The 22834-nt window shown below is 69.9% G+C and carries 29 protein-coding genes; 19 read left to right on the plus strand and 10 right to left on the minus strand.

What is annotated here, in order from left to right; genetic code table 11:
* Positions 1-33: 33 nt before the first annotated feature.
* Complete coding sequence (locus J7I94_RS02130; protein ID WP_215164716.1) at positions 34-1149, minus strand: C40 family peptidase; 1116 nt, start codon at positions 1147-1149, stop codon at positions 34-36.
* A 476-nt stretch (positions 1150-1625) separates the two neighbouring features.
* Here J7I94_RS02130 and J7I94_RS02135 point away from each other — a divergent pair, with 476 nt between their 5' ends.
* The 3 genes from J7I94_RS02135 (at position 1626) to J7I94_RS02145 (ending at position 3608) form a co-directional block, all read left to right on the plus strand.
* Entirely contained in the window at positions 1626-2381 is a 756-nt protein-coding gene (locus tag J7I94_RS02135) for a site-specific DNA-methyltransferase (protein ID WP_215164717.1), read from the plus strand.
* 187 nt (positions 2382-2568) lie between these two features.
* On the plus strand, positions 2569-3132 hold the full coding sequence (locus J7I94_RS02140) for a DUF4913 domain-containing protein (protein WP_251074540.1): 564 nt from the start codon (positions 2569-2571) through the stop codon (positions 3130-3132).
* Positions 3129-3608 carry a hypothetical protein gene (locus J7I94_RS02145; protein ID WP_215164719.1) on the plus strand — a complete coding sequence of 160 codons (480 nt, stop codon included), beginning with the start codon at positions 3129-3131 and terminating at the stop codon, positions 3606-3608. The genes J7I94_RS02140 and J7I94_RS02145 overlap by 4 nt, the downstream gene beginning before the upstream one ends.
* 57 nt (positions 3609-3665) lie before the next feature.
* Here J7I94_RS02145 and J7I94_RS39175 read toward each other — a convergent pair whose 3' ends face one another.
* Positions 3666-4187, minus strand: a complete 522-nt coding sequence (locus J7I94_RS39175; RefSeq protein ID WP_215164720.1) for a hypothetical protein — start codon at positions 4185-4187, stop codon at positions 3666-3668.
* 148 nt (positions 4188-4335) lie between these two features.
* Between J7I94_RS39175 and J7I94_RS02155 the strand changes: the two genes are divergently transcribed.
* The 4 genes from J7I94_RS02155 to J7I94_RS02170 all read left to right on the plus strand — a co-directional run bounded on the left by J7I94_RS02155 (position 4336) and on the right by J7I94_RS02170 (position 6592).
* Positions 4336-5088 carry a hypothetical protein gene (locus J7I94_RS02155; RefSeq protein ID WP_215164721.1) on the plus strand — a complete coding sequence of 251 codons (753 nt, stop codon included), beginning with the start codon at positions 4336-4338 and terminating at the stop codon, positions 5086-5088.
* Positions 5089-5229: 141 nt separating this feature from the next.
* On the plus strand, positions 5230-5592 hold the full coding sequence (locus J7I94_RS02160; protein WP_251074531.1) for an SH3 domain-containing protein: 363 nt from the start codon (positions 5230-5232) through the stop codon (positions 5590-5592).
* Between the two features lie 92 nt (positions 5593-5684).
* Complete coding sequence (locus J7I94_RS02165) at positions 5685-6149, plus strand: hypothetical protein (RefSeq protein ID WP_251074532.1); 465 nt, start codon at positions 5685-5687, stop codon at positions 6147-6149.
* Between the two features lie 14 nt (positions 6150-6163).
* Positions 6164-6592, plus strand: coding sequence for a hypothetical protein (locus J7I94_RS02170; protein WP_215164742.1), 429 nt, complete (start codon positions 6164-6166; stop codon positions 6590-6592).
* A gap of 9 nt (positions 6593-6601) precedes the next feature.
* Here the strand turns inward: J7I94_RS02170 and J7I94_RS02175 are convergent, their stop codons facing one another.
* Positions 6602-6904: a hypothetical protein gene (locus J7I94_RS02175; protein ID WP_215164722.1), complete on the minus strand. Its 303-nt coding sequence runs from the start codon at positions 6902-6904 to the stop codon at positions 6602-6604.
* A gap of 152 nt (positions 6905-7056) precedes the next feature.
* Between J7I94_RS02175 and J7I94_RS02180 the strand changes: the two genes are divergently transcribed.
* The 9 genes from J7I94_RS02180 (at position 7057) to J7I94_RS38935 (ending at position 13915) form a co-directional block, all read left to right on the plus strand.
* Entirely contained in the window at positions 7057-7896 is an 840-nt protein-coding gene (locus J7I94_RS02180; RefSeq protein WP_215164743.1) for a winged helix-turn-helix transcriptional regulator, read from the plus strand.
* Complete coding sequence (locus tag J7I94_RS02185; RefSeq protein ID WP_215164723.1) at positions 7893-8375, plus strand: hypothetical protein; 483 nt, start codon at positions 7893-7895, stop codon at positions 8373-8375. The genes J7I94_RS02180 and J7I94_RS02185 overlap by 4 nt, the downstream gene beginning before the upstream one ends.
* A gap of 83 nt (positions 8376-8458) precedes the next feature.
* Positions 8459-9589, plus strand: coding sequence for an MFS transporter (locus tag J7I94_RS02190; RefSeq protein WP_251074533.1), 1131 nt, complete (start codon positions 8459-8461; stop codon positions 9587-9589).
* A 32-nt stretch (positions 9590-9621) separates the two neighbouring features.
* A complete protein-coding gene (locus J7I94_RS02195; protein WP_215164725.1) occupies positions 9622-9942 on the plus strand; it encodes a hypothetical protein in 321 nt (106 codons plus the stop codon).
* Between the two features lie 72 nt (positions 9943-10014).
* Positions 10015-11238, plus strand: a complete 1224-nt coding sequence (locus J7I94_RS02200; RefSeq protein ID WP_215164744.1) for an acetyl-CoA carboxylase biotin carboxylase subunit family protein — start codon at positions 10015-10017, stop codon at positions 11236-11238.
* 236 nt (positions 11239-11474) lie between these two features.
* Complete coding sequence (locus tag J7I94_RS02205) at positions 11475-12338, plus strand: DUF317 domain-containing protein (protein WP_215164726.1); 864 nt, start codon at positions 11475-11477, stop codon at positions 12336-12338.
* 30 nt (positions 12339-12368) lie between these two features.
* The gene (locus J7I94_RS02210; RefSeq protein WP_215164727.1) at positions 12369-12848 is read left to right on the plus strand and encodes a hypothetical protein; all 480 of its coding nucleotides are present in this window, start codon (positions 12369-12371) and stop codon (positions 12846-12848) included.
* 28 nt (positions 12849-12876) lie between these two features.
* Positions 12877-13671 carry a DUF317 domain-containing protein gene (locus tag J7I94_RS02215; RefSeq protein ID WP_215164728.1) on the plus strand — a complete coding sequence of 265 codons (795 nt, stop codon included), beginning with the start codon at positions 12877-12879 and terminating at the stop codon, positions 13669-13671.
* Positions 13672-13786: 115 nt separating this feature from the next.
* A complete protein-coding gene (locus J7I94_RS38935) occupies positions 13787-13915 on the plus strand; it encodes a hypothetical protein (RefSeq protein WP_285442386.1) in 129 nt (42 codons plus the stop codon).
* An 85-nt stretch (positions 13916-14000) separates the two neighbouring features.
* Here the strand turns inward: J7I94_RS38935 and eis are convergent, their stop codons facing one another.
* The 7 genes from eis to J7I94_RS02250 are packed head-to-tail and all read right to left on the minus strand — an operon-like array spanning position 14001 to position 20114.
* Positions 14001-15170: an enhanced intracellular survival protein Eis gene (gene eis / locus J7I94_RS02220; protein WP_215164729.1), complete on the minus strand. Its 1170-nt coding sequence runs from the start codon at positions 15168-15170 to the stop codon at positions 14001-14003.
* A 15-nt stretch (positions 15171-15185) separates the two neighbouring features.
* The gene (locus J7I94_RS02225) at positions 15186-15722 is read right to left on the minus strand and encodes a MaoC family dehydratase (RefSeq protein WP_215164730.1); all 537 of its coding nucleotides are present in this window, start codon (positions 15720-15722) and stop codon (positions 15186-15188) included.
* Positions 15719-16579, minus strand: coding sequence for a CoA ester lyase (locus tag J7I94_RS02230; RefSeq protein WP_215164731.1), 861 nt, complete (start codon positions 16577-16579; stop codon positions 15719-15721). The genes J7I94_RS02225 and J7I94_RS02230 overlap by 4 nt, the downstream gene beginning before the upstream one ends.
* Positions 16576-17598: a 4-hydroxy-2-oxovalerate aldolase gene (gene dmpG / locus J7I94_RS02235; RefSeq protein WP_215164732.1), complete on the minus strand. Its 1023-nt coding sequence runs from the start codon at positions 17596-17598 to the stop codon at positions 16576-16578. The genes J7I94_RS02230 and dmpG overlap by 4 nt, the downstream gene beginning before the upstream one ends.
* Positions 17595-18476, minus strand: a complete 882-nt coding sequence (locus J7I94_RS02240; protein ID WP_215164733.1) for an acetylating acetaldehyde dehydrogenase — start codon at positions 18474-18476, stop codon at positions 17595-17597. The genes dmpG and J7I94_RS02240 overlap by 4 nt, the downstream gene beginning before the upstream one ends.
* A 28-nt stretch (positions 18477-18504) precedes the next feature.
* Positions 18505-19347 carry a 2-keto-4-pentenoate hydratase gene (locus J7I94_RS02245; RefSeq protein ID WP_215164734.1) on the minus strand — a complete coding sequence of 281 codons (843 nt, stop codon included), beginning with the start codon at positions 19345-19347 and terminating at the stop codon, positions 18505-18507.
* Positions 19344-20114 carry an NUDIX hydrolase gene (locus J7I94_RS02250; RefSeq protein WP_251074534.1) on the minus strand — a complete coding sequence of 257 codons (771 nt, stop codon included), beginning with the start codon at positions 20112-20114 and terminating at the stop codon, positions 19344-19346. The genes J7I94_RS02245 and J7I94_RS02250 overlap by 4 nt, the downstream gene beginning before the upstream one ends.
* A gap of 293 nt (positions 20115-20407) precedes the next feature.
* Here J7I94_RS02250 and J7I94_RS02255 point away from each other — a divergent pair, with 293 nt between their 5' ends.
* From J7I94_RS02255 to J7I94_RS02265, 3 genes are all read left to right on the plus strand, one after another.
* Positions 20408-21736, plus strand: a complete 1329-nt coding sequence (locus J7I94_RS02255; protein WP_374198348.1) for an XRE family transcriptional regulator — start codon at positions 20408-20410, stop codon at positions 21734-21736.
* A 265-nt stretch (positions 21737-22001) separates the two neighbouring features.
* Positions 22002-22355 carry a DUF317 domain-containing protein gene (locus tag J7I94_RS02260; protein WP_308114477.1) on the plus strand — a complete coding sequence of 118 codons (354 nt, stop codon included), beginning with the start codon at positions 22002-22004 and terminating at the stop codon, positions 22353-22355.
* 102 nt (positions 22356-22457) lie between these two features.
* A complete protein-coding gene (locus J7I94_RS02265) occupies positions 22458-22748 on the plus strand; it encodes a hypothetical protein (RefSeq protein WP_215164736.1) in 291 nt (96 codons plus the stop codon).
* Positions 22749-22834 lie beyond the last annotated feature (86 nt).

A 22834-nucleotide genomic window follows, 5' to 3' on the forward strand; every position in this document is an offset into this window, starting at 1 on the left:
AGTGCGCGAGTGGCCTGGGAAGCAGCGCGGGCGTTACAGAACGCGGCGGGCGGCGAGAACCTCCCAGTCCTTCAGCGGTGTGATGCGGACCGGCTTACCGGTGCGAGGGGCCTCGATGACCAGACCCTGGCCGATGTACATGCCGACGTGCTCGGGGCTGGCGGCGTTGCCGCCGCTGAAGAGCAGGTCACCTGGCTCAAGTGCCCTCAGTGACACGGCCTTTCCCTCGTTGACCTGGGTGTACGTGGTGCGGGTGAGGGTGATGCCGGCGTGCTTGTACGCCTGCTGCATCAGCGAGCTGCAGTCACAGCGGCCCATCGGGTCGGGCCCGCGCGGCGCCGTGCAGCTCCCGCCCCACTGGTACATCGTGCCGAGCTGGCCCATCGCCCAGACGATCGCGGTGCGGGCCCGCGGGTCAGTGCCCTCAGGAATCTCATAACCGTGGGGCACCGCCCCTTCGGGGATCGCCCCGAACTGGGACCCGTCACTCGCCGTGCCGCACACGGACCCGCTGGCCGGCTCTGCGGTGCCCGTGCCGGAACCGCTGGTGCTGCCGTTGGGGAGAGTCGCGACGATAGCCTGCTGCAGCGCGGTCGCCAGTGGTTCCCACTTGGCGTAGGCGTCCGGGTAGGCCGAACGCTGCACGGCCTGGGCAGCCTGGGTGACGGTCATCTGCTGCCAGCCGCTGACCTTGAGCAACGCGTTGTAGAACTGTGTGCTCGCGTAGACCGGATCGCGGATCTGGTCGGCGGTTCCCCAGCCCTGGCTGGGCCGCTGCTGGAACAGGCCCAGGGAGTCGCGGTCGCCGTAGGCGAGATTGCGCAGACGGCTTTCCTGCAGGGCGGTTGCCAGCGCGACGATCTGCCCGCGGCGGGGCACGTCGAGGCTGATGCCGGTGGCGACGATGGTCTGCGCGTGCGGGATCTGTTCACCGGGCAGATCGAGGCCCTCGACGCGAACGTCGGAAGCGTCCGCGCCGTCGAGGATCTTAGTGACCTGCTCAGTGATCGCGGCGGTGTCCACGTCTGACAAGCAGCTCGTGGCTGCGGACTGGGCGGCTTCGCTGGAGGTCGTCATCACCATGGCGGTACCGGCGAGCAGGAGCGGGGAAAGGAAGACGACGCCGATGCCGGCGGCAAGCGCCTTCAACCGGAGCGGAACACGCGCGAGTCTCCGGAGTCATGCAGGGGCGGGTAACGAGAGGTCATGGTCGTTTCCTTTCGGGTGAGAACCGGCCGTCATGACGACGCGTGGGCCCGGGCTGACGACAGGAAGGTGCGTGTCGGCGAGGTGAGTTGCCGTTCACGCACCAGCCAGAGGCGGGACCTGAGCGCGCCGGGGAGGCCAAAGCGCCGGGAATAAGCAGGACCAGGAAGGGTGTGCGTTGGGCCGTACAAAAACTGTAGGGGTGAATCGGCAGTTGACCAAATAGTCGGTGCTGACGGGTCGGAATCCGACCCGTCAGCACAGCATTTCTTGGTCGTCGGCGGATTCGCCTCTACAGTTGTATGACTCCCTCGCCGCCTCGTCCACGTCTGTGGGGTTCTCCACTCCCACTTCAAGGCCCGCGGACTGGCCTGTGCGAAGGGTATCCCAGTATTCCCCACCCGAATCGGGGTTTCTCTTTGCCTTTTTCCCTGCACCAAGGCGACGCGCTCGCTGTTCTGTCCGGTCTGCCGGACGACTGCGTCGACTCGGTGATCACCGACCCGCCGTACAACTCAGGCGGACGGACCGCGAAGGAGCGCACCAGCCGCAGCGCGAAGCAGAAGTACACCTCCGCCGACGCCAAGAACACCCTGCCGGACTTCACCGGCGAGAACATGGACCAGCGCAGCTACGGGTTCTGGCTGACGCAGATCATGACCGAAGCCCACCGGCTGACCAAGGCGGGCGGGACGGCGCTGCTGTTCACCGACTGGCGTCAGCTCCCGATCACCACAGACGCGATCCAGGCGGCGGGATGGCTGTGGCGCGGCGTGCTGGCCTGGCACAAGCCGACCGCCCGACCGCAGAAGGGCCGCTTCACCCAGAACTGCGAGTTCATCATCTGGGGGTCCAAGGGCGCGATCGACGCGGCGCGTAACCCGGTCTACCTGCCCGGCCTCTACTCCGCCTCCCAGCCGTCCGGGTCGAAGCGGCAGCACATCACGCAGAAGCCCGTCGAGGTGATGCGCGAACTGGTCAAGATTTGCCCCCACAACGGCACGGTCCTCGACTTCTGCGCCGGCTCCGGCTCCACCGGCGTCGCCGCCCTGCTGGAGGGCCGCGACTTCATCGGTGTGGAGAGAACCGAGCACTACGCGTCCATCGCGGCCGACCGGCTGACGGAAACGGTCCGCCAGACCCTCACCCAGGACGACTTCACCCTCGTCTCCTGACCCCACGCCACATGTCACCGGGCGGCGAACCCGCTCGGTAGCGCTTCACGTCCCCGCACTTAATCGCTTGTAGGAGGTCGTTCCTGCCATGTCTGACCCCGTAGAAGCCCCGGTCAACGGGGAGCCGGAGCCGGTCCGCGTCCCCGACGACCAGCTGGAGGGGATCGAGGCCAGCGTCCGGCGGTTGATGGAGCAGTCGGCGCAACAGGCGCAGCAATTGGACCATCTGGCCTCCGCCCCGCCCTTTCCGGGCGCTTCAAGTGAGTCCCCGTTCGCGGCATTCGGCATGCCCGGCTTCGGCGGTGCGGCTTCGGTGGCGCCGCCGGAGCCGCGACCCATCCTGGAACTGGAGGGCGAGGAGTACGAGAACGAACTCGACGCGCTGTCCGACTGGGTTGACGACTTCCTGCTTCCGGTCTACGGAGCGGAGGTCACCACGGCGACGCCTTGGTGCCTGCGCTGGCAGGATCACGACGATGTCGTGGCCTGGCTCCACGCCTTGTGGCTGGCCTACCAGCAACACAAGGACCCCGAAGCTGGGCTGTCCGGCCTGTTCGTGTGGCACCGGGACTTCCTCACTCACGCCATCGCGGCGATTCGCGCCCCAGGTGGCCCGCTGTCGGCGTGTATGACGTCCCCGGACCGGCCGGCACACCGCGTCCTGCCCGGCCCTCCGCGCTCGGCCCGGACAAAGCAGGCGACGGACACCGAACCATCCGAAGCCGGTGAGATGCCCGGACCGGCGTCGTGAGTCAGGGGCAGCAGCCGGCCTTCGGCCTGAGCTTCGATCCGCGCGCCCTGACCGACCTCCTCCAGGCCCCTGGTGACATCCGAGACCTCACCCTGTCCCGACTGCAGGATGTGGTCAACGCCGAGTGCTTCGGAACCCGCCTCACCGGGGACCTGGAGGGCTACCGCAAGCTGATCGTGGACGCCCGCAGGGAGTGGCGCGTCGTCTACGGCCTGCGCCCCGCACCCGAGACGGCCACACACAGGCGGGAAATCCACGTCGTCGCGGTCCGGCCCCGGGCGGGCAACGACGTCTACGACGAGGTCGGCCGCCGCCTGGGCATGACCCGCCGCCCGCGGAGCGCCCGCACGCACGCTGCCCGCTCCTGTCCCCCGCAGCTCACTACGCGCGGTGCCGGCCTGCGGCCACCGTTGCCGTCCGCGATGCCCGGCCTGCCCCGCCCCGCACAGACCTCTCCGCACCGCCCCACCCGCTGACCCTGGGAGCCCATGCCTTCCGAACCCGCGCCGGGCCCGGCCCGGCGCGCGGTCTCCTCACTCGACCACCGCATCGAGACCGCCACCGGCCATGACATCGACACCCTGTGGGCCCACCGAGACTCCGGGCTCCTGGACGAGGCCCACGCCACACTGGTCGACCGTCACCGTGAACTGGCCGACGCCGAGCGCGGCGTCACCTTTCACCGCACTCTCCTGCATCGCCTGTCCAGCGGCGAGTTTCCCGTCGACGAAGCTCTGTTCGTACGCATCGATCGCACCGTCAGCCAACTGGAACAGGCCGCCGACACCCGAGACACCGTCGCGCGACAGGTGCTCCTTGCCCTGGAGCCGGTCGAGACAACTGCCCGCACCGCGCACAGGCGTACCCCCGAGGCGCTCTCCACCACCGATCAGGCAGCGCTGCTCGCCATCGCCGGCGGAGCCAAACTTCACGAGCACCTCCTGACCAACCGGCTGTCGGTGACTGCGGCTTCCGGGGCACGCATCCCCTACGCCGAACTGCAGCGCCTTGAGACCGCAGGTCTCGTCGCTCGCGACACCAGTCACCCAGTCCATGCCGGGCAGCCGGTCACTCTCACCGACGCCGGCCGCGCCGCACTCACCGCACGCCGACAGCCCCGGCCAGCTCCCGCGCCGACATCCGTGCTGCAGCCGGGAGCATGGCCGGCGCGCTCTGTACCCCGGCGCTAACCCGAAAGGCCGTATGACCCCACGCGAAACCACTTCGACCAGCGACCAAGCCCTCGATACCTGCCTGGACTTCCGGGTGGACGAGCTGACCAGTGACGAGCAGGCCAGGACGGCGTTCCACGACGAGATCGGCGAGAGGGACGACATGCTCGATGCCCTCGCCCAGCACCACAGCGCCGACTACGCCCGCAGCTTCTACGTTCTGTACGACCGCAGTGCTACCTACGGACACCAGGGTGGGCCGCAGTACATCGCGCTCTACCTGCAACGAGACCACCGCAACCGGACACTGTCCTTCGAGCATGCGCAGCTGCCGCTGTCCTCCATGGCGCAGTCCTGGCTGATCCACCGGGGCTGCCCGCCCGGGGCCATCGCACTCGACCCCGACCTCGGCACGACCCCGGCCGACGAGGCGACACATGCCCTGGAACGTCGGCTCATGAACGACGGCGACCACTACGCGCTCGGCTGGTCCTACACCCGTGACCTCCCCAGTGACCACGTCACCGTGGCGGTGCTGCGCGCCCTCGACGACGGTGTTCCGTCCCCGTTCCGAGTCCTGGTGGAGGAAGTCGACCTCGACACGTGGACGCACACCCTGCGCGAGGGCGGCTTCGACACGGTGAGCGACGCCATGACGTGGTCCCGTGAACGCCTCACCGGCACCGCCGGCCCCCTTCCTCCGGTACGTCCGAAGGCCGCGTCCGTCCCCCCAGCGTCCGTACCGCAATCGGCCGCGACTCATTTGCCGGGAAGAACCCGCTGAGCGGGTATCTGCAGCGGCGCAACATAGCCGATGATTGCCGGTTGGTCAAACCGGCGATTCTCCGGACTCTTATACCGGCCGCAGGAAACACCCGGCCACCTACCTCGTTTTTCTTTCCTCTTGTTCGGAGGCTATTTCCGTATGCGCTCGAACCGAATCCTGATATCTGCCGCGATGCTGGGAGCAGTGATGCTGCCGGTACTGGCCGTATCCGCTGCCAATGCCGCACCGGCCACTGCGCCGGTCGCCGCCAAGGCAACGTTCACCAGCAGCAGTTGCCGTAGCCTTCCGCCGCTGCCCTACAGGGTCCACGCGAAGGCGGTCACCATCCGCTCCAAGCCCACCACGAAGTCCACAGCGGTCGGCATCCTGTACAGGAGCCACAAGTTCACCGTGCACAAGTCGAGCGGCAACTGGCGCTACATCACCGACCGGACCACCGGTATCAAGGGCTGGGTCTCCGGCACCTATGTCTACCGCGACGTTCGCTTGTGCCTCGACTGAGCAACCCCATCCCCTCGGTAGGCATTCGGCCCAGCCGACGACTCCACTCATCTCAAGTACGGCGTCACGACGCTGTGAGGAGGAGGCCCCCGTTGCCTGATGACATGTCCGGCGGTGACGTGGTGGGAACGCTCACCGGCCAGATCGAGGCCAGGTTCGGGATGAGCATGGACCAGTTGCGGACCGCAGTATCCGACGCACCGACCGCCAACCCGACCGTCACCGAAGTGGTCAAGTGGCACGTCCTGCTTCTCGCAGCGCAGGCCGCTCTCGACCGTGCCGAGGCCGATCTGCTCATCGTGCTGCAGACCCAGCACCCGGACGCCGCCGGCCCTTCGCAGGACCTGGTCAGCCGCGTCGGTGAGGCCCTGACCATACGCGACGGACGGGCCCTGGTCGTCCAGTTGCTGCTGGACCCGCTCGCCCTCGGCGAACAGGACATGAGCGCCGAGCGGCTCGCCCCGACCCGCATGGGGCGGCGGGCCGGTCCGGCCGTGCCGGCCACCGCACCACCGCGGTCCTCATTTGCCCAGCAGTCCGCAAGGAGTGCGCGGTGACGAGGTTACGGACCATGCCCAGCTCCATGGACGGTCGTCTCAGCGACGTTTTCGGCGCTCCGGTCGTCGACCTCTACGTCATGGTTGCCAGCCCTGACACATCCACCGCTCTGATCCGTGCACTGGAGCTGCGTTCTTTCCTCGCACTGGCCGAGGAACAGGTCGCCCGAGTCCGCAACGGCGTCCACCGCGCCATGGACCCCCGGCGCGACATGGACGAGCTGTCGGCCAGCGACCTGCATATGGACGCCCAGTGGCTGGAAGCGGCACTGGAAGCCCGCGACGGCTACCTCACTGCTCTCGACCGTCTGCTGCGGACCATGCCGCCGCCCAGCGAGCGGGCGCGGCCCGTCCGTCTGGCCCATCCGGCGGTGAGCACCACCTTGCCTCTGGCCGCCCCGGCACCGCAACGTGCCGGGGCGGCCCGGGCCCACCGATCGTGAAAGACGACCTCATTGACCTTCCTGACGTCCACTGAGGCCGCGCGGCAGATAGAGGACCTGTACGGCGCCCCTCTCGCTGACCTGGCAGCCCATGCCCAGGACCAGCCACCCGGGATGCTCGCCGCTCTCCTCGCGATGCACCACGACCTCGCCTTCGCTGAGCAGAGCATTACCTTCCACCGCGAACGTCTCACCCAGCTCGTCCACGCCGAGCGGCAGATCGGCACGCACGAGGTGTCCCACGTCCTGGACTGCGCTCGCCGCCTGACCGAAGCCGTCACCGTCCGAGACATCCAGGCACGGACGGTCCACGCCGTGCTCCGGAGCCTTGGACGTTCCGCCCCGAGCGAGCCTGCGTCGTCCCCGGTCTCCGTCCTGCCTCCGCCGCTGCCAGTGCCCGCCGGCCAGGCCACGAGCGCTACTCCAAGCCGCTGACCTGCTCCCTCACCCCAGGAGTCCTTATGCTGTCCCTCACCGGCCTTCCTCCCGCCACCGACGCGGATGTCGCCCGGGTCTCCGAGGCCCTCGCGATGATCACCCCGCGGTGGAACGTACGCATCTTGCTGGCGCTCTCCGGCCCGCCACTGCGCTACAACGAGATCGCGGACAAGCTGCCCTGGCTGCGCAGCGGCCAGCTCCACCCCAAGCTGCAGTCGCTGTGCGACGCCGGCCTCGTGAGGCGCACCGAGCACGATGCCCGGCATGTCACCTACGGGCACACCGACCGCGCCACCACCCTGCTGCCGGTACTGCCCCTGGTCGTCACCTGGGCCGAACAGTATCTGGAGCAGCCGGAGGGGCCGCTGCCGCCGATCGACCAGATCGAGGACAGCCTCACCCTGCTCACGCGCCGACACGTCGCCGCGATCTTGTGGACACTCAAGGCCCGGGGGGAGACGAGCGGCAGAGTCCTGGCTGAGATAGTCATGCCCGACGCGGGCTGGACCGCTGTCTATCCACCGCTGCGGCAGCTCGTTGCCGACGGACTGGTCAACACCGCCGGTTCCGGACACCCCTACAGCCTGTCCACGGCCGGCGAGGGCCTTGGCCCCGTCTTCGGCGCGCTGTCCGCATGGTCGGCCGGACAACCGCTCGCCCAGGCGGCCCGGCACCCCGTGTGGGGCCAGAACAACCAGGCTGGGCAGCCCTCACGTGCCTGGGTCAGCCATCCGGCCCCAACCCCGGCTCCGGCGGCGCAGACCCAGTCCGCGCAACGGCCGACCTGGCGGCGCACCGACCTGTTCTCCCACGCTCTTCCGCCCCGGACGACGCCCGCCCTGCCGACTGGAGGAATTCGCCGATGAGCCCCGCCCCTCACCCTCAGCTCCAGCGCATACGCCGGACTCTGTCGTCCACCGGCCTGATCCGCTTGGTCAGCGAGATCGACGACAACGGAGTCATTCCGTCCCGCGCACTGACCCGCACCCTGTCCGACCTGTCCACCACGCAGATCAGGCAAGCCGTCGAACAGGCGGATACCCTCGGCCTCCTCGACCGCTCCAGCACCGACCTCGGACTCACCCCGGCAGGCCGCACCCTCGCCGACCTCTACGACGCCACCGCCCGCTGGGCCCGTCAGCACGACCTTCCCGGCCCTGTCAGCACGTTCACCGAACGGATCCGCAGCGTCTTCGCACTGCTGGCCGAACCGGGCGAGACGCATCCGCGCCCGCCGAGCAGCGATGCCACCGGAGCGCGTCAGATCGGCCAGCTGCTCGCCGAATGGGTCGGCACCCACCAGGTGCACGGACTCCACCACCACATGTATGGCGTCGCCGCGTGACGCCACAGACCGTGAGGCGCCCACCTGAGGGTCTCCTCGGGAAGCTCTATCTTCCCCGTGGGGCGGATGCCGCAGCGTCCGCGATGACTACCTACGGTGTTCCCCTGCTGGTCCTGGCCGCCACCGGATCGGCGGCCTGGACCGGGCTGGCCTTCGCCCTGCAATGGCTTCCGCGTATTGGGGCGTTCACGGTGGCCGGCACCCTTGTCGACCGTCATGGCACCAGCCGTGTTTTCCGGGTCGCGTCGCTGGCACGAGCCCTTCTCACCTTGTCCGTAGCTGCTGCCCTCACCCTGGTCGACGTACGGACGACGACGGCAGCGGTCACGGTGCTGCTGCTCGCGGCAATCATTGGCGTCCTGACCGAGTTCAGCTACGTGGCAGCCGAAACCGCCGGCGGACAAGCCAGCCGCACGGCCAGAGGCGACGCGCACCGGGTGCAGTCCGCGCTCATCACCATCGACCAGACCGCCACCCTGGCGGGCCCCGCTGTCGCCGGCCTGCTCATCGAACACGCCGGCCCTGCCGCCATGCTCAGCACCCTCGCGGCCTTCTCCCTCCTCGCCGCCGCGTTCGGCCCACGCCACGCCACGGCACCGGACGAGACGGGCTCACCGAAGCGCGGACTCGCCTCGGGGTGGGCAACGCTGCGCACGCTACCCGCACTGGCCTGGTTGGTGGGCGGTTTGGTCATCTCCAACGGAGCCGTCGCCCTGCTCCAGGCCGCCGTCCCCGTCATCGTCATCACCGAACTGGACCATTCCAGCGCGGACGCCGGACTCATCTGGTCCGCAGCGGCCGTAACCTCCCTGCTCGCCGTCACGGCGTCCCGCCGGGCGATCGACCGCTTCGGGCTGTGGCCGGTCGGTGCCGCCGCCGGCACCGCGGTGGCCGGAGCAACCCTTGCCGTCGCCCAAGCCGACACCTACCGCGGCTATCTCCTGCTGATCGCCGTACTGATGGCCGGTGAGGGCGGCCTCACCGTCGTCCTGCGCACCGTGCGCTCCCACCTGATCCCGGCCGACGCGTTCGGCAGCACCCTCGCTGTGACCGTCCTGTTGCTCCTGCTGCCCTACCCTGCTGCCGGCCTCCTCGTCGCAGCTCTCCCCGCCGCCCAGCTAGGACACACCGTCACCGCTGCTGCCCTGCTCCAGGCCGTCGGCCTCGTAGTCGCCTTCGCCCGACTGCGACGCCTGCCCCTGACCCCGGCCTGACCGCCCCGGATACGAGAGGAGCCCTCGACCCCATGCCCACCCCGACCCAGGACGGTCTGCCCGGCCTCGGCCCCCCGTCCCGCGACGGCACCTCGATCGCCGAGCAGTTCGACTCCTTCGACGCCGGCCACCCCTGGGTGTACCGGGCCCTGGAACAGCTGGTGATCCAGCGCCTGGCCGCGGGCGCCCAACGGGTCGGGATGAAAGCCCTGTTCGAGGCACTGCGCTGGCGCCACCCTCACGGAGTGAAGGGCCTGAACAACAACTACACCGCCCTGTACGCCCGAAGGCTGCTCGCCGAGCACCCGGAGTGGGCTTCCGCGATAGAAACCCGCCGCCGGCGCAGTGCCTGACCGCCGTCGTCGGCCGTCCCTCTTCTGCCACACCCGCCTCCAAGGAGCCCTTTCGTGTCCCGTCCCGTCGTCATGGTTGTCACCGCTCCCGATGAGAGCTACCGCCGTTACTGCCTGGAGTCCGTGGCTTCGGCCTACGACATCGTCCTGATCACCACCGAGGAACCCTCCTGGGAGGTGCCATTCATTCAGGACTGCGTGATCGTGCCCGACCCCACCGACCAGACGGCACTGTCCGCCGCCGGCCGCGCACTGGCCGCACGCCACGACGTGGCCGGCGTGGTGACCTGGACGGAGTGGTACCTCGTCCCGGTCGCCCGCCTCGCACGCCAGCTCGGCCTGCCTACGGTCGCCCCCGCGGTGATGCGGGGCTGCCGCAACAAGGCCGCTGCCCGTGCCCTGTTCGCCCACCACGGCGTTCCCTCGGCCGAATCGGTGAGCGTCCGAACCTGTCAGGAGGCGCAGGCCGCCGCCGACCGCATCGGGTACCCGGTGGTCCTCAAGCCCGCCTCGCACGCGGGCGCCATCGGAGTGCTCCGCGCCGATAACCGCGACCAGCTCATCGCCGCGTACCGGGCCGCCGAGCGGACTGCCGGACTGGGCAAGGAGAGCACCAGCGTGTTGGTCGAGGAGTACCTCGACGGCCCGGAAATCTCCGTGGAGTGCGCCACCTACCGAGGGGCTACCACGGTCATCGCGGTCAACCGCAAGAAGCTGGGCCCGCCGCCGCACTTCGATCAACTCGCCCACAGCGTGGACGCCACCGACCCCCTGCTCGACATCGTCGCCCCGGCCGCGCGGGCAGCGATCAGCGCCCTCGGAATCACCGACGGCATCAGCCACGTCGAGATGCGCCTCGTCGATGGCCGCCCCCGCCTCATCGAGGTCAACGCCCGCCTCGCCGGCGACATGATCGGCCACCTCGTCCGTCTCGCCACCGGCATCGACCTGGCCCGCGCCGCCGCCGACATCGCCTGCGACCGCGCGCCCGACCTCACCCCCACCAAATCCTCCGCCGCCTCGATCCGGCTGCTCTACCCCACCACCTCGGGCACTCTCACCCACCTCTCCTACGACGGACCCCGCCCCACCTGGCTGGACCGGCTGCACTTCCAGTGCAGCCCTGGTGACCCGCTCCTCCTCCCCGCCGACGGGGGGAACCTGTTCACGGCCCGGATCGGCTACGTGATCACCACGGGGCGCACAGGCTGGCAGGCCCGCACGCGTGCGGAACGGGCCGCTCGCGCTGTCACCGCAGTCCTCGACCGGGCCTACAGCACCCGCACCGCAGCGTGAGCCGCGATCCTGCGGCTGACTGGCGCAGCCGCACGCTCCTGACCGGCAACTTCATCGGTCAAGGGCTGGCCACGGTGGAGCGGGGCGCACGGATGCCTGCCGCCCAAAGGGCCGCCCACCTCAGCACCGAACTACTGACCCTGGTCCCGGGACCCGCTGCATGCACCAGCCGATCCACCGACCTGACAGCCGCACTGCGACCCGCCGTCCGACGCATCTCACTTCCTTAGGATCCCGTGCCCCACGAGAACCACGACACCATCGACGGAGACGTCTACGTCTCCCCGCGCCATCTCGCCGGCACCACCGCAATCGGTGATCCCGGTCTCGACCCCCTCGACAGCCTCGGCTGGAACCTGCACCACGACGATCTCGGCAACGCCTACCTCACGGCACCCGATTACAAGGTCCGACTCGGCTACCTTCCCGAAGGGGAAGACGACGGCCTGTGGCGCATCAACGCCTACAAGGACGCCTTCGGCCCGCCGGCCTGGGGAGTCTGCTTCAACGACAGCACGCCGACGGAGTTCGTCACCGCCTTCACCACCGCCCTTGCCGCGGCATACCAGCACGGCCCGGACCACTACCTCGCCCGTCCGGTTCCCGGAACCACCGACCGCGACCCGTTCCAGGCCATCAACCCGCTCATCGAACAAGGCTGGCAGCTCGACCAGCCCGACTGGGACACCTTCGCCATCAAGTCACCCGACGGGCTCGCGAGACTGGACTACACCACCGGCAACCTCGATCCGGCCTTCGAAGTCGGCTCCCGCACCGCGCGCTGGCAGCTATGGGCAGGCACCGACATCGACCGGCCCTTCTGGTACGCCACCGCCAGCACCGACACCCCCGTCGCCCTCCTGCGGGCGGTCACCGAATGCGTGGCCGATCCCGCGCCGTTGCCTCGATGGCGGGACGACACCTTCAGCTATGTCAAGGGCCACGCCCGGCTCACCCCGATCCTCCCGCCGACCCCGTCGGCTCCCACACCACTCGACATCCAGCGCTCTGCTGCGCGCCGTCCGGCCGCGCTGCCCGCGCCCAGCGTCCCGCGCTGGAGCACCACCAGCCGACCGGCTCTGCCCGGCCGTCGCCGCTGATGTCTGCTCGTCCTCGACCGGAGTTCACCCTTGTCCCTGCAGGCTCCCGAGTTCTTCGCCGAGTTGTGCCTCCCCTTCCACGACTACGCCGTGGTGGGCAACACCTACTTCGCTGCCCCCGTCCCGGGTGGCCCGCTGCGGCTGCGGATCGACTTCAGCGCCACCATCTATGCCGACACCTACGGCGGGCTGCGGGTGGCGGTCGTTCACCCGGAGCGCGGCGAGATCGACGCGGTGAAGCTCAGTTTCCTGGACCACGGAACGTTCCACCGCCGCGACGAAGCCAACAACACTTCCCGGCGCAGCGACAAGTACGCCACCTTCAACAAGCACGGGCAGCCCCCGTGGGAGGGAGCCGTCACCACCGGGCTGCGCGACGCGATCGAGCAGTACACCGCCGTCTGGTTCCCCGGCACCTGGACAGCACCCTCGCGTGCCCGGGCGGCAGGCCGCACCGCACACAGGACACCGACCCCGCCGGACACCCCCGGTATCGGCCGCCGTCGCTGATCACACCGCCCGCACGACAAGGAGTCCCTTGCCCGACCCTCTGACGAATCTCCGACCCGACCAGGCGATCAAGGTTCTGCCGCGCCACCTGGCAGGCCCAGGAACGGCTGACCTCCGCACCATCTGGCCCTTCCCCTTTGATGAGGACTGGACCATGCATCAAACCGACGAGGGCGGGCCAGCCGTCGCGGCCAGTCCGTGCCTGAGCCTGCGCATGGGCAACGTCTCCACCCCCACGCCCGGCAGACAGTGGATCACTGCTGGCTACCGCGAACCGTTCGGCCCGGCCGCTTGGCAGATCTCCTTCGACACCACCACCCCGGTCGAGTTGCTCCACGATGTCCACGCCGAACTGCTCGACCGCTACCTCGAAGACCGCCACCGATACCCGACCTATCTCTTCCGCGGCCAGACCCCGCCGGCCCAGGCGTACGTGCCGCTCCTCGCCCGCGGCTGGAGCCACACCGTGAAGACCGACGGCACCCAGACCTTCCTCGCCCCGGACGGCTTCGGCGGGGTACAGCACATGTACGCCGCCGAGGACGGATCCAGCAGCAGTCCGGCTTGGAAAGCTTGGGGCGGCGACCCCAAGCTTCCCTCCTGGCGTGTGCGTTTCTCCGCCGACACCCCCACCGTGCTCGTCGCGGCCTTCACCGCCTCACTGATCTCTACCGAGCCGGTCCACCGGACGGTGCAGGACATCCCGTCCCACACCCGCTCGAACCTCTACATCGCCTCGACGACCACAGTGTCCGAACAGGCGCTGGCACCGGCGGGTGTCGCGACACCTCCTGCGTCCCCAGCCACAGGACGATCCCGCTGATCTGCCCCTCCACAGCGCTGCCGTGGCTGCCGTGGTGCTGGCTTCCCCACCTGGGCGCCAGTCCCGGCGGGCGTCTACCGGCTCACGGAGACACTCTCCGGAAGCCCGCTCCACGATGTCGTCGCCGACCAGGACATCGTCGTCACCCGAGCGCCACCGCCCGCCTGTCACCGTCGACCCGTACAAGCCGGCCCGGCTCACGATCAAGGCCAAGGACATCAAGACCGGCAGGCTTCTGCCCTGAACCACCGTGAACACACTGGCCCCCGGATCCGTTGCCGGCCGCGACGGGTCCGGGGGCTTCGACATGCCCCGACCGACTGGGGCCACTAGAAGTGGTCGGGTAGCCAGGGATCATGGTCAGCAGTGGCGCGGATCAGTGCGATGAGTGCTTCACCGGACCTGGCGGCGACTCCGGCGAGGCGTGCTGATGCTGCTGACCGGTAGCCGCCGGCGTACCAGACGGCGAGTTGTCGGCGGGTGAGCCGGACTTCGCCTGCGGCGTGCGTCGTGGTGAGTTGTCCGGCGCCGTCCTTGACTTCGAGCAGGTACTGGTCCCAAGTGCCGCCGTTCTCCCCTTCGATCTCCATCGGAACGGTGATCTCGCCGTCGGCGGGCCACCCGCGCAGCCGCACCGCTTCGTGAGGGTCGAGGATGCGGAGCATCCACGGGTGCCACGCTTGTGCCGTCGGCCGGTACCGGTGGAGGTTGTGCAGCAGCGCCGGGTAGGGAGGGAGCGCGGATCGCCGGAAGTGGATGGCGGGGGCGCGGGTGTGGTGGCTGGCGAGAAACGCCATCATGGCGGTGACGGTCTCCTCGTCGGCGGCCCAGAAGTCGTGGACGGTCAGTTCCATGCCGTGCCGTGCGTCGCGTTTCGTGGTGAAGGACAGCAGCCCTGTCGGGGTCTGCTCCGGGCCGAACTGGTAGGTGGTCAGCTCCTGCTTGCCGTCCATCCAGGCCGGCCACCACTGCGGGCGCAGCACGGCGCCGTTCCAGTGCCGGGACAGACGGCGTTGGAGGTCGTCGGCCTGCGGCGTCCGGCCGTGCGTGACGGGGAGCGCTGGGCGGGTGTAGGCCCGTTTGAGGTCGTCGGTGGCGATGGACCAGGCGAACACCGGGACGGGGGCTTCCCAGTGGAGGTGGCGGACGTATGCGCTGGAGGTCGTCCACAGCGTCGAGATCACCGCGCCCTGGTCGCGGAGGTGGCGGAGTCGTTCGGCGAGCATGTCGACGGAGAGCTGGGCGCCGCGTTCTTCGGGGGCGACGCATCCGGCGCTGAGCAGGGCGGAGGGTACCGGTGCCCCGCCGAAGAACTGCGGGACCATCAGGCCGAGGCCGCCGGCGATGACCCGCCCGTCCCGGAGGGCGACGCGGATGTCGGCGTGGGGGCGCAGGCGGGTGATGTCGCCGACGGGGTGGCCGTAGCTGCGGGTGGCGAGAGCGTCGTACTGCTGCCACAGCTCGTCGTCGGCCTGCACGATCTGGATGGCGTCTGGCATGGTCACCTCTTCCGTTCAGTAGTTGGTGCGGTCGCGGACGGCTTCGGCGTCGACCGGGACGAAGAAGCTGCGGGTGAACGTCACCACGGCCTTGCCGTCCTGGTTGTGGCCGGTCGTGCGGCTGGTGACGATGCCGGTGCCGGGGCGACTGCGGGACAGGCGTCGGCCGGTGATCTCCGTCTCCGCGTAGAGGGTGTCGCCCACGAACACCGGGTGGGTGAAGCGGATCTCGTCGAAGCCGAGGTTGGCGGTGGTCAGGCCGCTGGTGCTGCGGACCGTCATCCCGCCGACGATGTGGAGGGTGATGCTGCTGCACACCAGCGGCCTGCCCCATTCGGTGAGACTGCTGTAGTGGGCGTCGGTGTGGATCGGTGCGTCGTTGCCGCCGAGCGTGGTCATCAGGACGTTGTCCGTCTCGGTGAGGGTGCGCCCTGGCCGGTGTTCGACGACGAGGCCCTCGTGCAGTTCGTGAAAGCCCAGGCCGACCACTTCCCGGTAGCGGCTCTCGGCGATCAGCCGGTATCCCGTGGGCACGGGGCTGCCGCGGGTCACGCGTTCGCCTTGCACGGCATGCGGGCTGCGCGGGCCAGCAGGGCTTGCGCGGCTTTGACCATGGGCGGGCCGACCATCTGTTCCCCTACGCGGACGATGCGGCCCCCGGCGTCCGCGGCGGCGGCAACGATGGCGCGGGCGGCGGCGATCTGCTCGCTGGTGGGGGTGAACACCTCGGTGACGACGGGGAGCTGGCGCGGGTGTACGCAGCACTTGCCGGCGAAGCCGAGGTCCCGGGCCCGCTCGGATTCGTGCCGCAGTGCGTCCAGGTCGTCCAGGTCGAAGAACGGGGAGTCGATGGCGTGGATGCCTGCGGCGGCGGCGCTGGTGACGAGCGCGGACCGGGCGTGCAGCAGGGCTTCCCAGCCCTGGGAGCATCCGGTGGCGGTCGCGTAGTCGGCCGTACCGAAGACCACGCCGGCGATGCGGTCGGCCCGCGCGATGGACGGCAGCTCCTCCAGAGCGCGCGGCGTCTCGATCAGCGCGTACAGGTGGGGCGTGTAGCCGGGCGCGTCGAGGGCTCCGGCGGCGATCTCGATGTCCCGGGCCGATTCGGTCTTCGGGATCAGCACGAGGTCGGGCCGGGCCGGGTAGTCGGCGATGGCCGTCAGGTCGAGGATGCCGTCGCGGGTGGTGGGAGAGCTGATCCGCACCCCGCGCACGGGTCCGGCCGCCCCGGAGGGGGTGAAGAACGCGGCGGCTTCCTGGCGAGCGCGCGGCTTCACTGCGGCGGGCACGGAGTCTTCCAGGTCGACCAGGACGACGTCCGCGCCGCTGCCGTGCGCGGCCGGGAAACGGGAGGGGCTGTGGCCGGGCGTGACGAACCACACCCCGGCCGGGGGCGGTAGCTGGGTCATTGGCTCGCCCCCACCCGTTCGGCCAGAGCGCGGGCCGTGTCCGGGATCAGGTCCTCCTGCCCGGCGACGGCCCGGCGCCGGCCGAGTTCGACGAAGATGTCCCAGGGGTGCACGCCCTCGCGCTCGGCGGCGGCCAGCACGGGCCTCTTGAACCCGGAGAACACCCCGGCCAGCCCGGAGGCGAGGCTGGTGGCGTCGATCGTCGGCGGCGCGGGCATCAGCGTCTTCTCGGCGAGATCGGCCGCGTCGGCCAGGCGCCGCAGGTCGATCCCGGTGGCGTGGCCGTAGCGCTCCAGCACCGCCACGACCACTTCGAGCTGGGTATTGCCCGCACCCGCCCCGAACCCCCGCGCGCACGCGTCGATCGTGCGGGCACCGGCCTGGACGGCCGCCACCGAGTTGGCCACGGCCAGCCCGAGGTTGTTGTGCCCGTGGAAGGCGACTGGCACGTCCACCGCGGCGGTGATGGCGGTGATCCGTTCGGTGACGTCGTCGGGCAGGTAGTGGCCGGCGCTGTCGAAGATGCACACCGCCTGCGCGCCGTAGCTGGTCATCAGCGCGCACTGCTCGGTCAGGGCGCCGGGGCTGGCCATGTGGCTCATCAGCAGCACTCCTTGTGCTTCGGCGCCGAGTTCGCGGATGGTTCCCAGGTGGCGTTCGGTGACGGTGGCCTCGGTGCAGTGCGCGGCGACCCGTACGACATCGACGCCGTGCCTGATCGCGTTGCGCAGGTCGGCGGTGGTGGCCCAGCCGGGCAGCATGAGGGTGGCCAGCCGGCTGCGGGTGAGGGCCTCGCGGGCGGTGGCGAGCATCTCGTCGTCGCTGAGCCTGCCGCGTCCGACTTGCAGGGAGGACGCTCCGAGCCCGTTGCCGTGGCCGACTTCGACCACGGGGACACCGGCCGCGTCGACCGCGGTGGCGTAGGCGCGTATCTGCTCGCGGTCCAGCTGGTGGCGTACGGCGTGCTGGCCGTCGCGCAGCGTGGGGTCGTGCACGGTCACCTGGGCCGGTGTGCTCATCGGACGATCTCCTTCGGGACGAGGGCGTGCTGCTCGGCCGCGTAGACGGCGGCGGCGCTGAGCACTTCGAGGTTTCCGGCGTGCACGGGCATGCGGCTGCGGGTGGCGGTCACCTCCGCGATCACCCGCACGATGTCGCCGGCGACGGTGCACGAGGTCACCCGGTAACCGGGCACCACGGTCCGCACGCCGGCCTCGGCCTCCTCCACGATGGCGCTCACCGGGCCCTGCTTCACGCCGGGGGCCACCATCGTCATCGTGACGCGGAACGGCGGCGGCGGTTCGGCCGCGGAGATGTTCAGCATCGTCTTGACCGCGAGGGTCCGCGTGAAGTGGCGGATGGCTCCCTGGGTCGTCTCCACGTACTCGTCGAGGTTGAGGCGGCTGGCCCGGCCGACACTGACGCTGGCGGCGGTGGCCACCATCTCCACGTATTGCGGCCGGTAGCGCTGGGCGAGGGCGTGCAGGACGGGGATCGCGGCCTGCCCGCCGCAGGAGACGAGGCCGATGTGCTGGTGCTCGGCGCTCTGGCCGCCGTTCACGGTCGGCACGATCAGCGCACTGCCGCGCGTGGGGGTCAGGTCGATCAGCACCGTTCCGGTGCTGGCGAGCCGGCCCCAGTGGTCGGGGTGCTCGAAGGCGTTGGTGGCGTCGAAGACGATGTCGAAGGACTGCTCCGATTCGATCAGCGCGGTGACGCCGCCCGCCGCGGTGGTGCAGCCCAGTTCGGCGGCCTGGTCGAGTCCGCGGCTGTGGCGGGTGCGGCCGACGACGAGCCCGCACGTCAGATGCGGGGAGTGCTGCATGCGTTCGATCAGGTCGAGGCCGAGCAGGCCGGAGCCGAGGACGGCAGTGGTCAAGACGGTGTTCGCTGGCATGTGTGTGCTCCCTGGGAGGGGCGGTTGGTCAGACGACCCGCAACTGGACGGCGGGGAGCCGGTTGGAGGCGGCCCGGAAGGTGGTGCCCGGGGTCAGCGGGAGACTCGCGTGCACGGAGCCGGCCAGGACGATGTCGCCGGCGCGCAGGGTGGTGCCCAGGACGGGCAGACGGTGCGTCAGCCAGGCCAGAGCCAGAAGCGGGTCACCGAGGACGTCGCCGCCCTGCCCGGTCGCGACCACCGTGCCGTCCGCCTCCGCCGTGATCTGCTCTGCGGCAAGATCCCACGATGGGGTGAAGGGGACAGGAGGGCCGGTGATGACGCCCGCGCAGGCGGCGTTGTCTGCGATGCTGTCGACGAGCGTGATGTCCCAACTCGCGAAGTGGGTGTCGAGGACCTCGAAGGCCAGGAACACCTCCGCCACGGCCTCGCGGACGGCGTCCCGGCCGCACGGTTGCGCGATGTCGCGGCCGAGCCGGAAGGCGATCTCCGTTTCGATCCGCGGGTCCATGAAACCGGCCGACCGCAACCGGGCACCGCTGGCAGCGACCATCCAGTGGAGGACAACCCCGGAGTCGGGCTCGTGGATGCCCATCTGCTCCCGCATGGCGGCCGACGTGCAGCCGACCTTGTGCCCGGCGACCCGGGCCCCCGCCGCGACCTGCTCCCGCACGTTGATCTGCTGGATGCGGTAGGCGTCCCGCTCGGTCAGGCCGGGGAAGCGCTCGGACAGCAGCCGGACAGGGGCGCGGGCACGGGCGGCTGCGGCCAGTTCCTGGGCCAGACCGGCGAGAACCTCCTCGCCCACCGAGAAGCCGGCGCCTCCCGGTCCGGGCGGATGCTGGGTGATGCTCGGGGGTATATGCGTCATCTGCTGCCTCCTTCGTGGTCGGCTGGCCTGCTCGCCGCGTGGCGGGCGACGAGCATCGGCAGGAAGTCGGCGCTGGGGCCGCCGAGGCCCGCAACGTCGGCGACCGACCGGATGAACGCGATGCGGTCCAGTTCCGGGGTGCGGCCCTGGGCCCTCTCGGCGCCCACGAGCGCCGTGTACTGCTCGTGCAGCGCCTCGGCGGGACAGGCCGGCGCACGGAAGTGCACGCCCACGTTGCCTTTGTCGCCCTGGGTCACCCTCCACAGCTCCATATCGCCGGCGGCCACGTGGTGTCCGGCCTCCTCAGCGAGTTCGCGGGCCGCGTGGCGGCGCAGCGCCTCCATGTCCAGGGTGGCGTCCGTTTCGGGGGGTTCGATCGTCCCGCCGGGCAACTGCCAGCGTCCGGGGGCCGCCGTGGACGACGCCATGCGCCCCACCAGTAGCCGGCCGTCATCCGTGGGCTGGGCCACCGTCACGAACACCGACGGCGCGGGCACCGCATGGACCGGGTCCAGCCGCAGGACGTACAAGCGGTACGTCGCCCGGTACCAGGTCAGCAGCAGCGTGTCCGAGTCCTTCCGCTCCAGCCCCGCACACACGACCGTCGGCCCGTCGAACAGCGCCGGATTGGCGGCGACTGCCTCCTCCCAGCCGCGCGTCATGGCAGCGGTCTGCTCGTCGGTCAGCCGGGGCGGGTCGGTCTCCATCAGGAGCAGTCGGCGCACTTCGGGAAGCTCGACTGCGGGAGTCTGCGGCGGGTTAGGCATGAAGTCCTCCTGGTTGGGCGCCCTGCTGGCAGGGCTGCTCTGCAACGCGGGGCGCCGGTACGGACGCGGCGGCGGGGACCAGACCGTACCGGCTGCTAGCGGGCGCCGAGCCTCGTAGCCAGCCGTCGCCTTGCGGACCAGTCCTCCTTCGGCCTCGGTGAGGGCGAAGGACGTGGGCGAACCGCCAGGACGAGAGTGCGCTCGCCCGTTCGATGCCGTCCACCGATTGAGGGGGGTCCCGGGGAGGTCCCGTTACGGCAAAGGAGTCACCGATCCTCGCGCTGAGTGATTCGATGGAGGACGTGGACCAAACCACCCCGCACCCGCTGATTACGGCACGCCTCGCAGCGAAGATGACGATGGAGGAACTCGTCGCCGGAATCCGTGCCGCAGCCGCGCGGCGCGGTCTGCGCTCAGGCACGGACGAGGCACGGGTACGCAAATGGCAACGCGAAGCGGCGCAGCCCAGCGAGGAATCCCAGGTCTACATCGCCGAGGCGCTGGGCTGGTCCGCGGACATCGTCCGGGCCGACGACTGGCCCAACTGGCTGCCGCTCACCACCGACGGTGTTGTCCCGCTCGGCCCGCACAGCTCCGTGCCCGCTTTACGAGAGGCATTCCGAACAGCGATGCAACGCCGCACGTTCCTCACGATCTCCAGCGCCGCGCTGTCCGCCCTGGCCTCAGACTGGGCAGCACTCCCCGCGGACGCACTCGCCCAGGCCCACGACGGTCAACCGATCGGCGAGGAACTCCTTTCTTTCCTGGAGAACTCCGCGCGTCACCTCACCGGCCTCGCCACCGAACAACCGCAACACACCGCAACCCTGCTGGACGCCCACCTGGCCACGGTGACCGGCCTCCTCGAACACGGTCGCTACACGCCCGCGTTGGCACGGCGCCTGCACACACTGGCCGCCTCCCTGGCCCAGACCGTCGCATGGCACCGCTTCGATCAGGGCCGCCACACCCATGCCAGCCAGCACTGGATCGCCGCACTGCACAACGCGCACGCAGTCGGAGACCACGACATGGGCGCCGGCCTCTTGAGCGACCTCGCCTACCAAGCTGCCTGGCGCCACGACCACACCACCGCGGCCACCATTCTCAACCGGGCCCTGATCCGAGCCGAAAACCCGGCCGCCCGCTGCCTGCTCCAGTTACGACTCGCCCGCACCATCGCAGCACGCCACGACCCGAACGACCGCCACGCCGTGCTGCGCGCCCTTGCCGCAGCCGAGCAGCACCTCAGCGACGCCGGCACCGACCGGCCCGCCTGGTGCTCCTGGATTTCAGAAGCCGACCTAGCGGTGGACACCGGCCAAGCGCTCCTGGACCTCGGCGACACCGGCCGAGCCCACCAACTGATCGCCGAAGGCGAGGCACTGCTGCCCTCAGCCCGGGACAAAACCCGCGGAGTCTTCCTGGCCTACCGGGCCGCAAGCTACCTCGACCAGAAAGAACCTGAACCCGCCGCAACGGCCGCCACCCAGTCCCTGCTCCTGGCCCGCCGCATCGGCGCCCCTCGCTGCATCAGCCTCGTCAACGACCTTCTGCCCCGCTTCCAGCCCTACCACCGAGCCCAAGGCGTCAGTGAACTGTTCCAGCTCGCTGCCGCATGACCGGGCAGAACCCATGCTCAGCCGGGCGCGCAGTCGTTTATCTCCTCTCGCCCACCTCATCACCAACTGGAGGAGCAGCCCGGGATGCTGTGTGGGTGACTCGAACAGTCTCGGTGCCGCGTGAAGGGCTGCCCACAGACAGTAGGTGCGACAGTTCGCCGGGGGCAGACAAGGAAGATCGCCGAAAGACTGGCCAAGGTTCCCGGGCGCATGTCAACGTAGACGACCTTCCCTAAGAAATACCAGGTCAGAGAGGTGGTATCTCGTGACCATCGTTGCCGTGAGCCCCGGTTTCGCCACCAGCACTGAGGCGCTTCGTCTGCGCGAGTGGAAACTCGGGCAGGGCCAGCCCACGCTCGTCATGGATCAGTTCTCCGCCGATGACTTCAACCTTGTTGTGGACGACCGGGCCGATGTCCACGTCAACAGCAAGGACGGGCGCTTCTACTGCGGTTACTTCCCGCTCGGCCGCCCTGGCACTGACGGTGAGGGCTGGAAGATAGCTGTCACCGGCACCGCCCGGGCCCGCGGCTACCAGATCTCCTTCGACGTGGAGACGCCGGCCGACATCGTCGCTGCCGCCGTGGCACGCGTGCTGGAGACCTCCCGTCGCCTGTGAGGCCGCAGGGCCGACCCGGAGAGTCTCCCAGCAGCGGCACCCATCCCGCCTGCCGGCGGCCCACCCGAGCCGCCGTCCGAACTTCTCACCAGGAGGCTGCCCGTGGAACACAAGGAAATGACCGTTGACGACCTCATGGACCTGCTGTCCGGCTGCGACGGTTCCGCTCCCGCGCGGCAGGCCATGAACCCGTTCTTCCCGATGGCCCACCGCCTCGAACAAGTCGTGCAGTGCACCGACCAGACGGGACAGACGGTCGTCTATCTCGCCGAGGGCCGTGATGCCGACACCCAGCTCGGGCACCTCCCGCCCGAGGTCGCCGTCCGGCTGGCCTGGCAGTCCCCCACCCAGCCGCCCCCGCCCCGCCCCCGCCGCACCACTGGCGGCAAGTAGACACCTCAGCCTTTGGAGACGCCCCTGAACGCCGATTTCCCGCCCGACCCGCCCGCCCCGACTCCGGCCCAGCGCGGGTACTGGGT

It is taken from the genome of Streptomyces sp. ISL-12 (assembly GCF_018614415.1).
Taxonomy (GTDB): Bacteria; Actinomycetota; Actinomycetes; order Streptomycetales; family Streptomycetaceae; genus Streptomyces.

Coding starts and splice junctions, on each gene's coding strand:
- J7I94_RS02140 (WP_251074540.1), top strand. CDS start 2,569: ATGGAGCAGTCGGCGCAACAGGCGCAGCAATTGGACCATCTGGCCTCC.
- J7I94_RS39175 (WP_215164720.1), bottom strand. CDS start 4,187: ATGGACTGGGTGACTGGTGTCGCGAGCGACGAGACCTGCGGTCTCAAG.
- J7I94_RS02155 (WP_215164721.1), top strand. CDS start 4,336: ATGACCCCACGCGAAACCACTTCGACCAGCGACCAAGCCCTCGATACC.
- J7I94_RS02160 (WP_251074531.1), top strand. CDS start 5,230: ATGCGCTCGAACCGAATCCTGATATCTGCCGCGATGCTGGGAGCAGTG.
- J7I94_RS02170 (WP_215164742.1), top strand. CDS start 6,164: ATGCCCAGCTCCATGGACGGTCGTCTCAGCGACGTTTTCGGCGCTCCG.
- J7I94_RS02185 (WP_215164723.1), top strand. CDS start 7,893: ATGAGCCCCGCCCCTCACCCTCAGCTCCAGCGCATACGCCGGACTCTG.
- J7I94_RS02190 (WP_251074533.1), top strand. CDS start 8,459: ATGACTACCTACGGTGTTCCCCTGCTGGTCCTGGCCGCCACCGGATCG.
- J7I94_RS02195 (WP_215164725.1), top strand. CDS start 9,622: ATGCCCACCCCGACCCAGGACGGTCTGCCCGGCCTCGGCCCCCCGTCC.
- J7I94_RS02200 (WP_215164744.1), top strand. CDS start 10,015: ATGGTTGTCACCGCTCCCGATGAGAGCTACCGCCGTTACTGCCTGGAG.
- J7I94_RS38935 (WP_285442386.1), top strand. CDS start 13,787: ATGTCGTCGCCGACCAGGACATCGTCGTCACCCGAGCGCCACCGCCCG.
- eis (WP_215164729.1), bottom strand. CDS start 15,170: ATGCCAGACGCCATCCAGATCGTGCAGGCCGACGACGAGCTGTGGCAG.
- J7I94_RS02230 (WP_215164731.1), bottom strand. CDS start 16,579: ATGACCCAGCTACCGCCCCCGGCCGGGGTGTGGTTCGTCACGCCCGGC.
- dmpG (WP_215164732.1), bottom strand. CDS start 17,598: ATGAGCACACCGGCCCAGGTGACCGTGCACGACCCCACGCTGCGCGAC.
- J7I94_RS02240 (WP_215164733.1), bottom strand. CDS start 18,476: ATGCCAGCGAACACCGTCTTGACCACTGCCGTCCTCGGCTCCGGCCTG.
- J7I94_RS02245 (WP_215164734.1), bottom strand. CDS start 19,347: ATGACGCATATACCCCCGAGCATCACCCAGCATCCGCCCGGACCGGGA.
- J7I94_RS02250 (WP_251074534.1), bottom strand. CDS start 20,114: ATGCCTAACCCGCCGCAGACTCCCGCAGTCGAGCTTCCCGAAGTGCGC.
- J7I94_RS02255 (WP_374198348.1), top strand. CDS start 20,408: ATGGAGGACGTGGACCAAACCACCCCGCACCCGCTGATTACGGCACGC.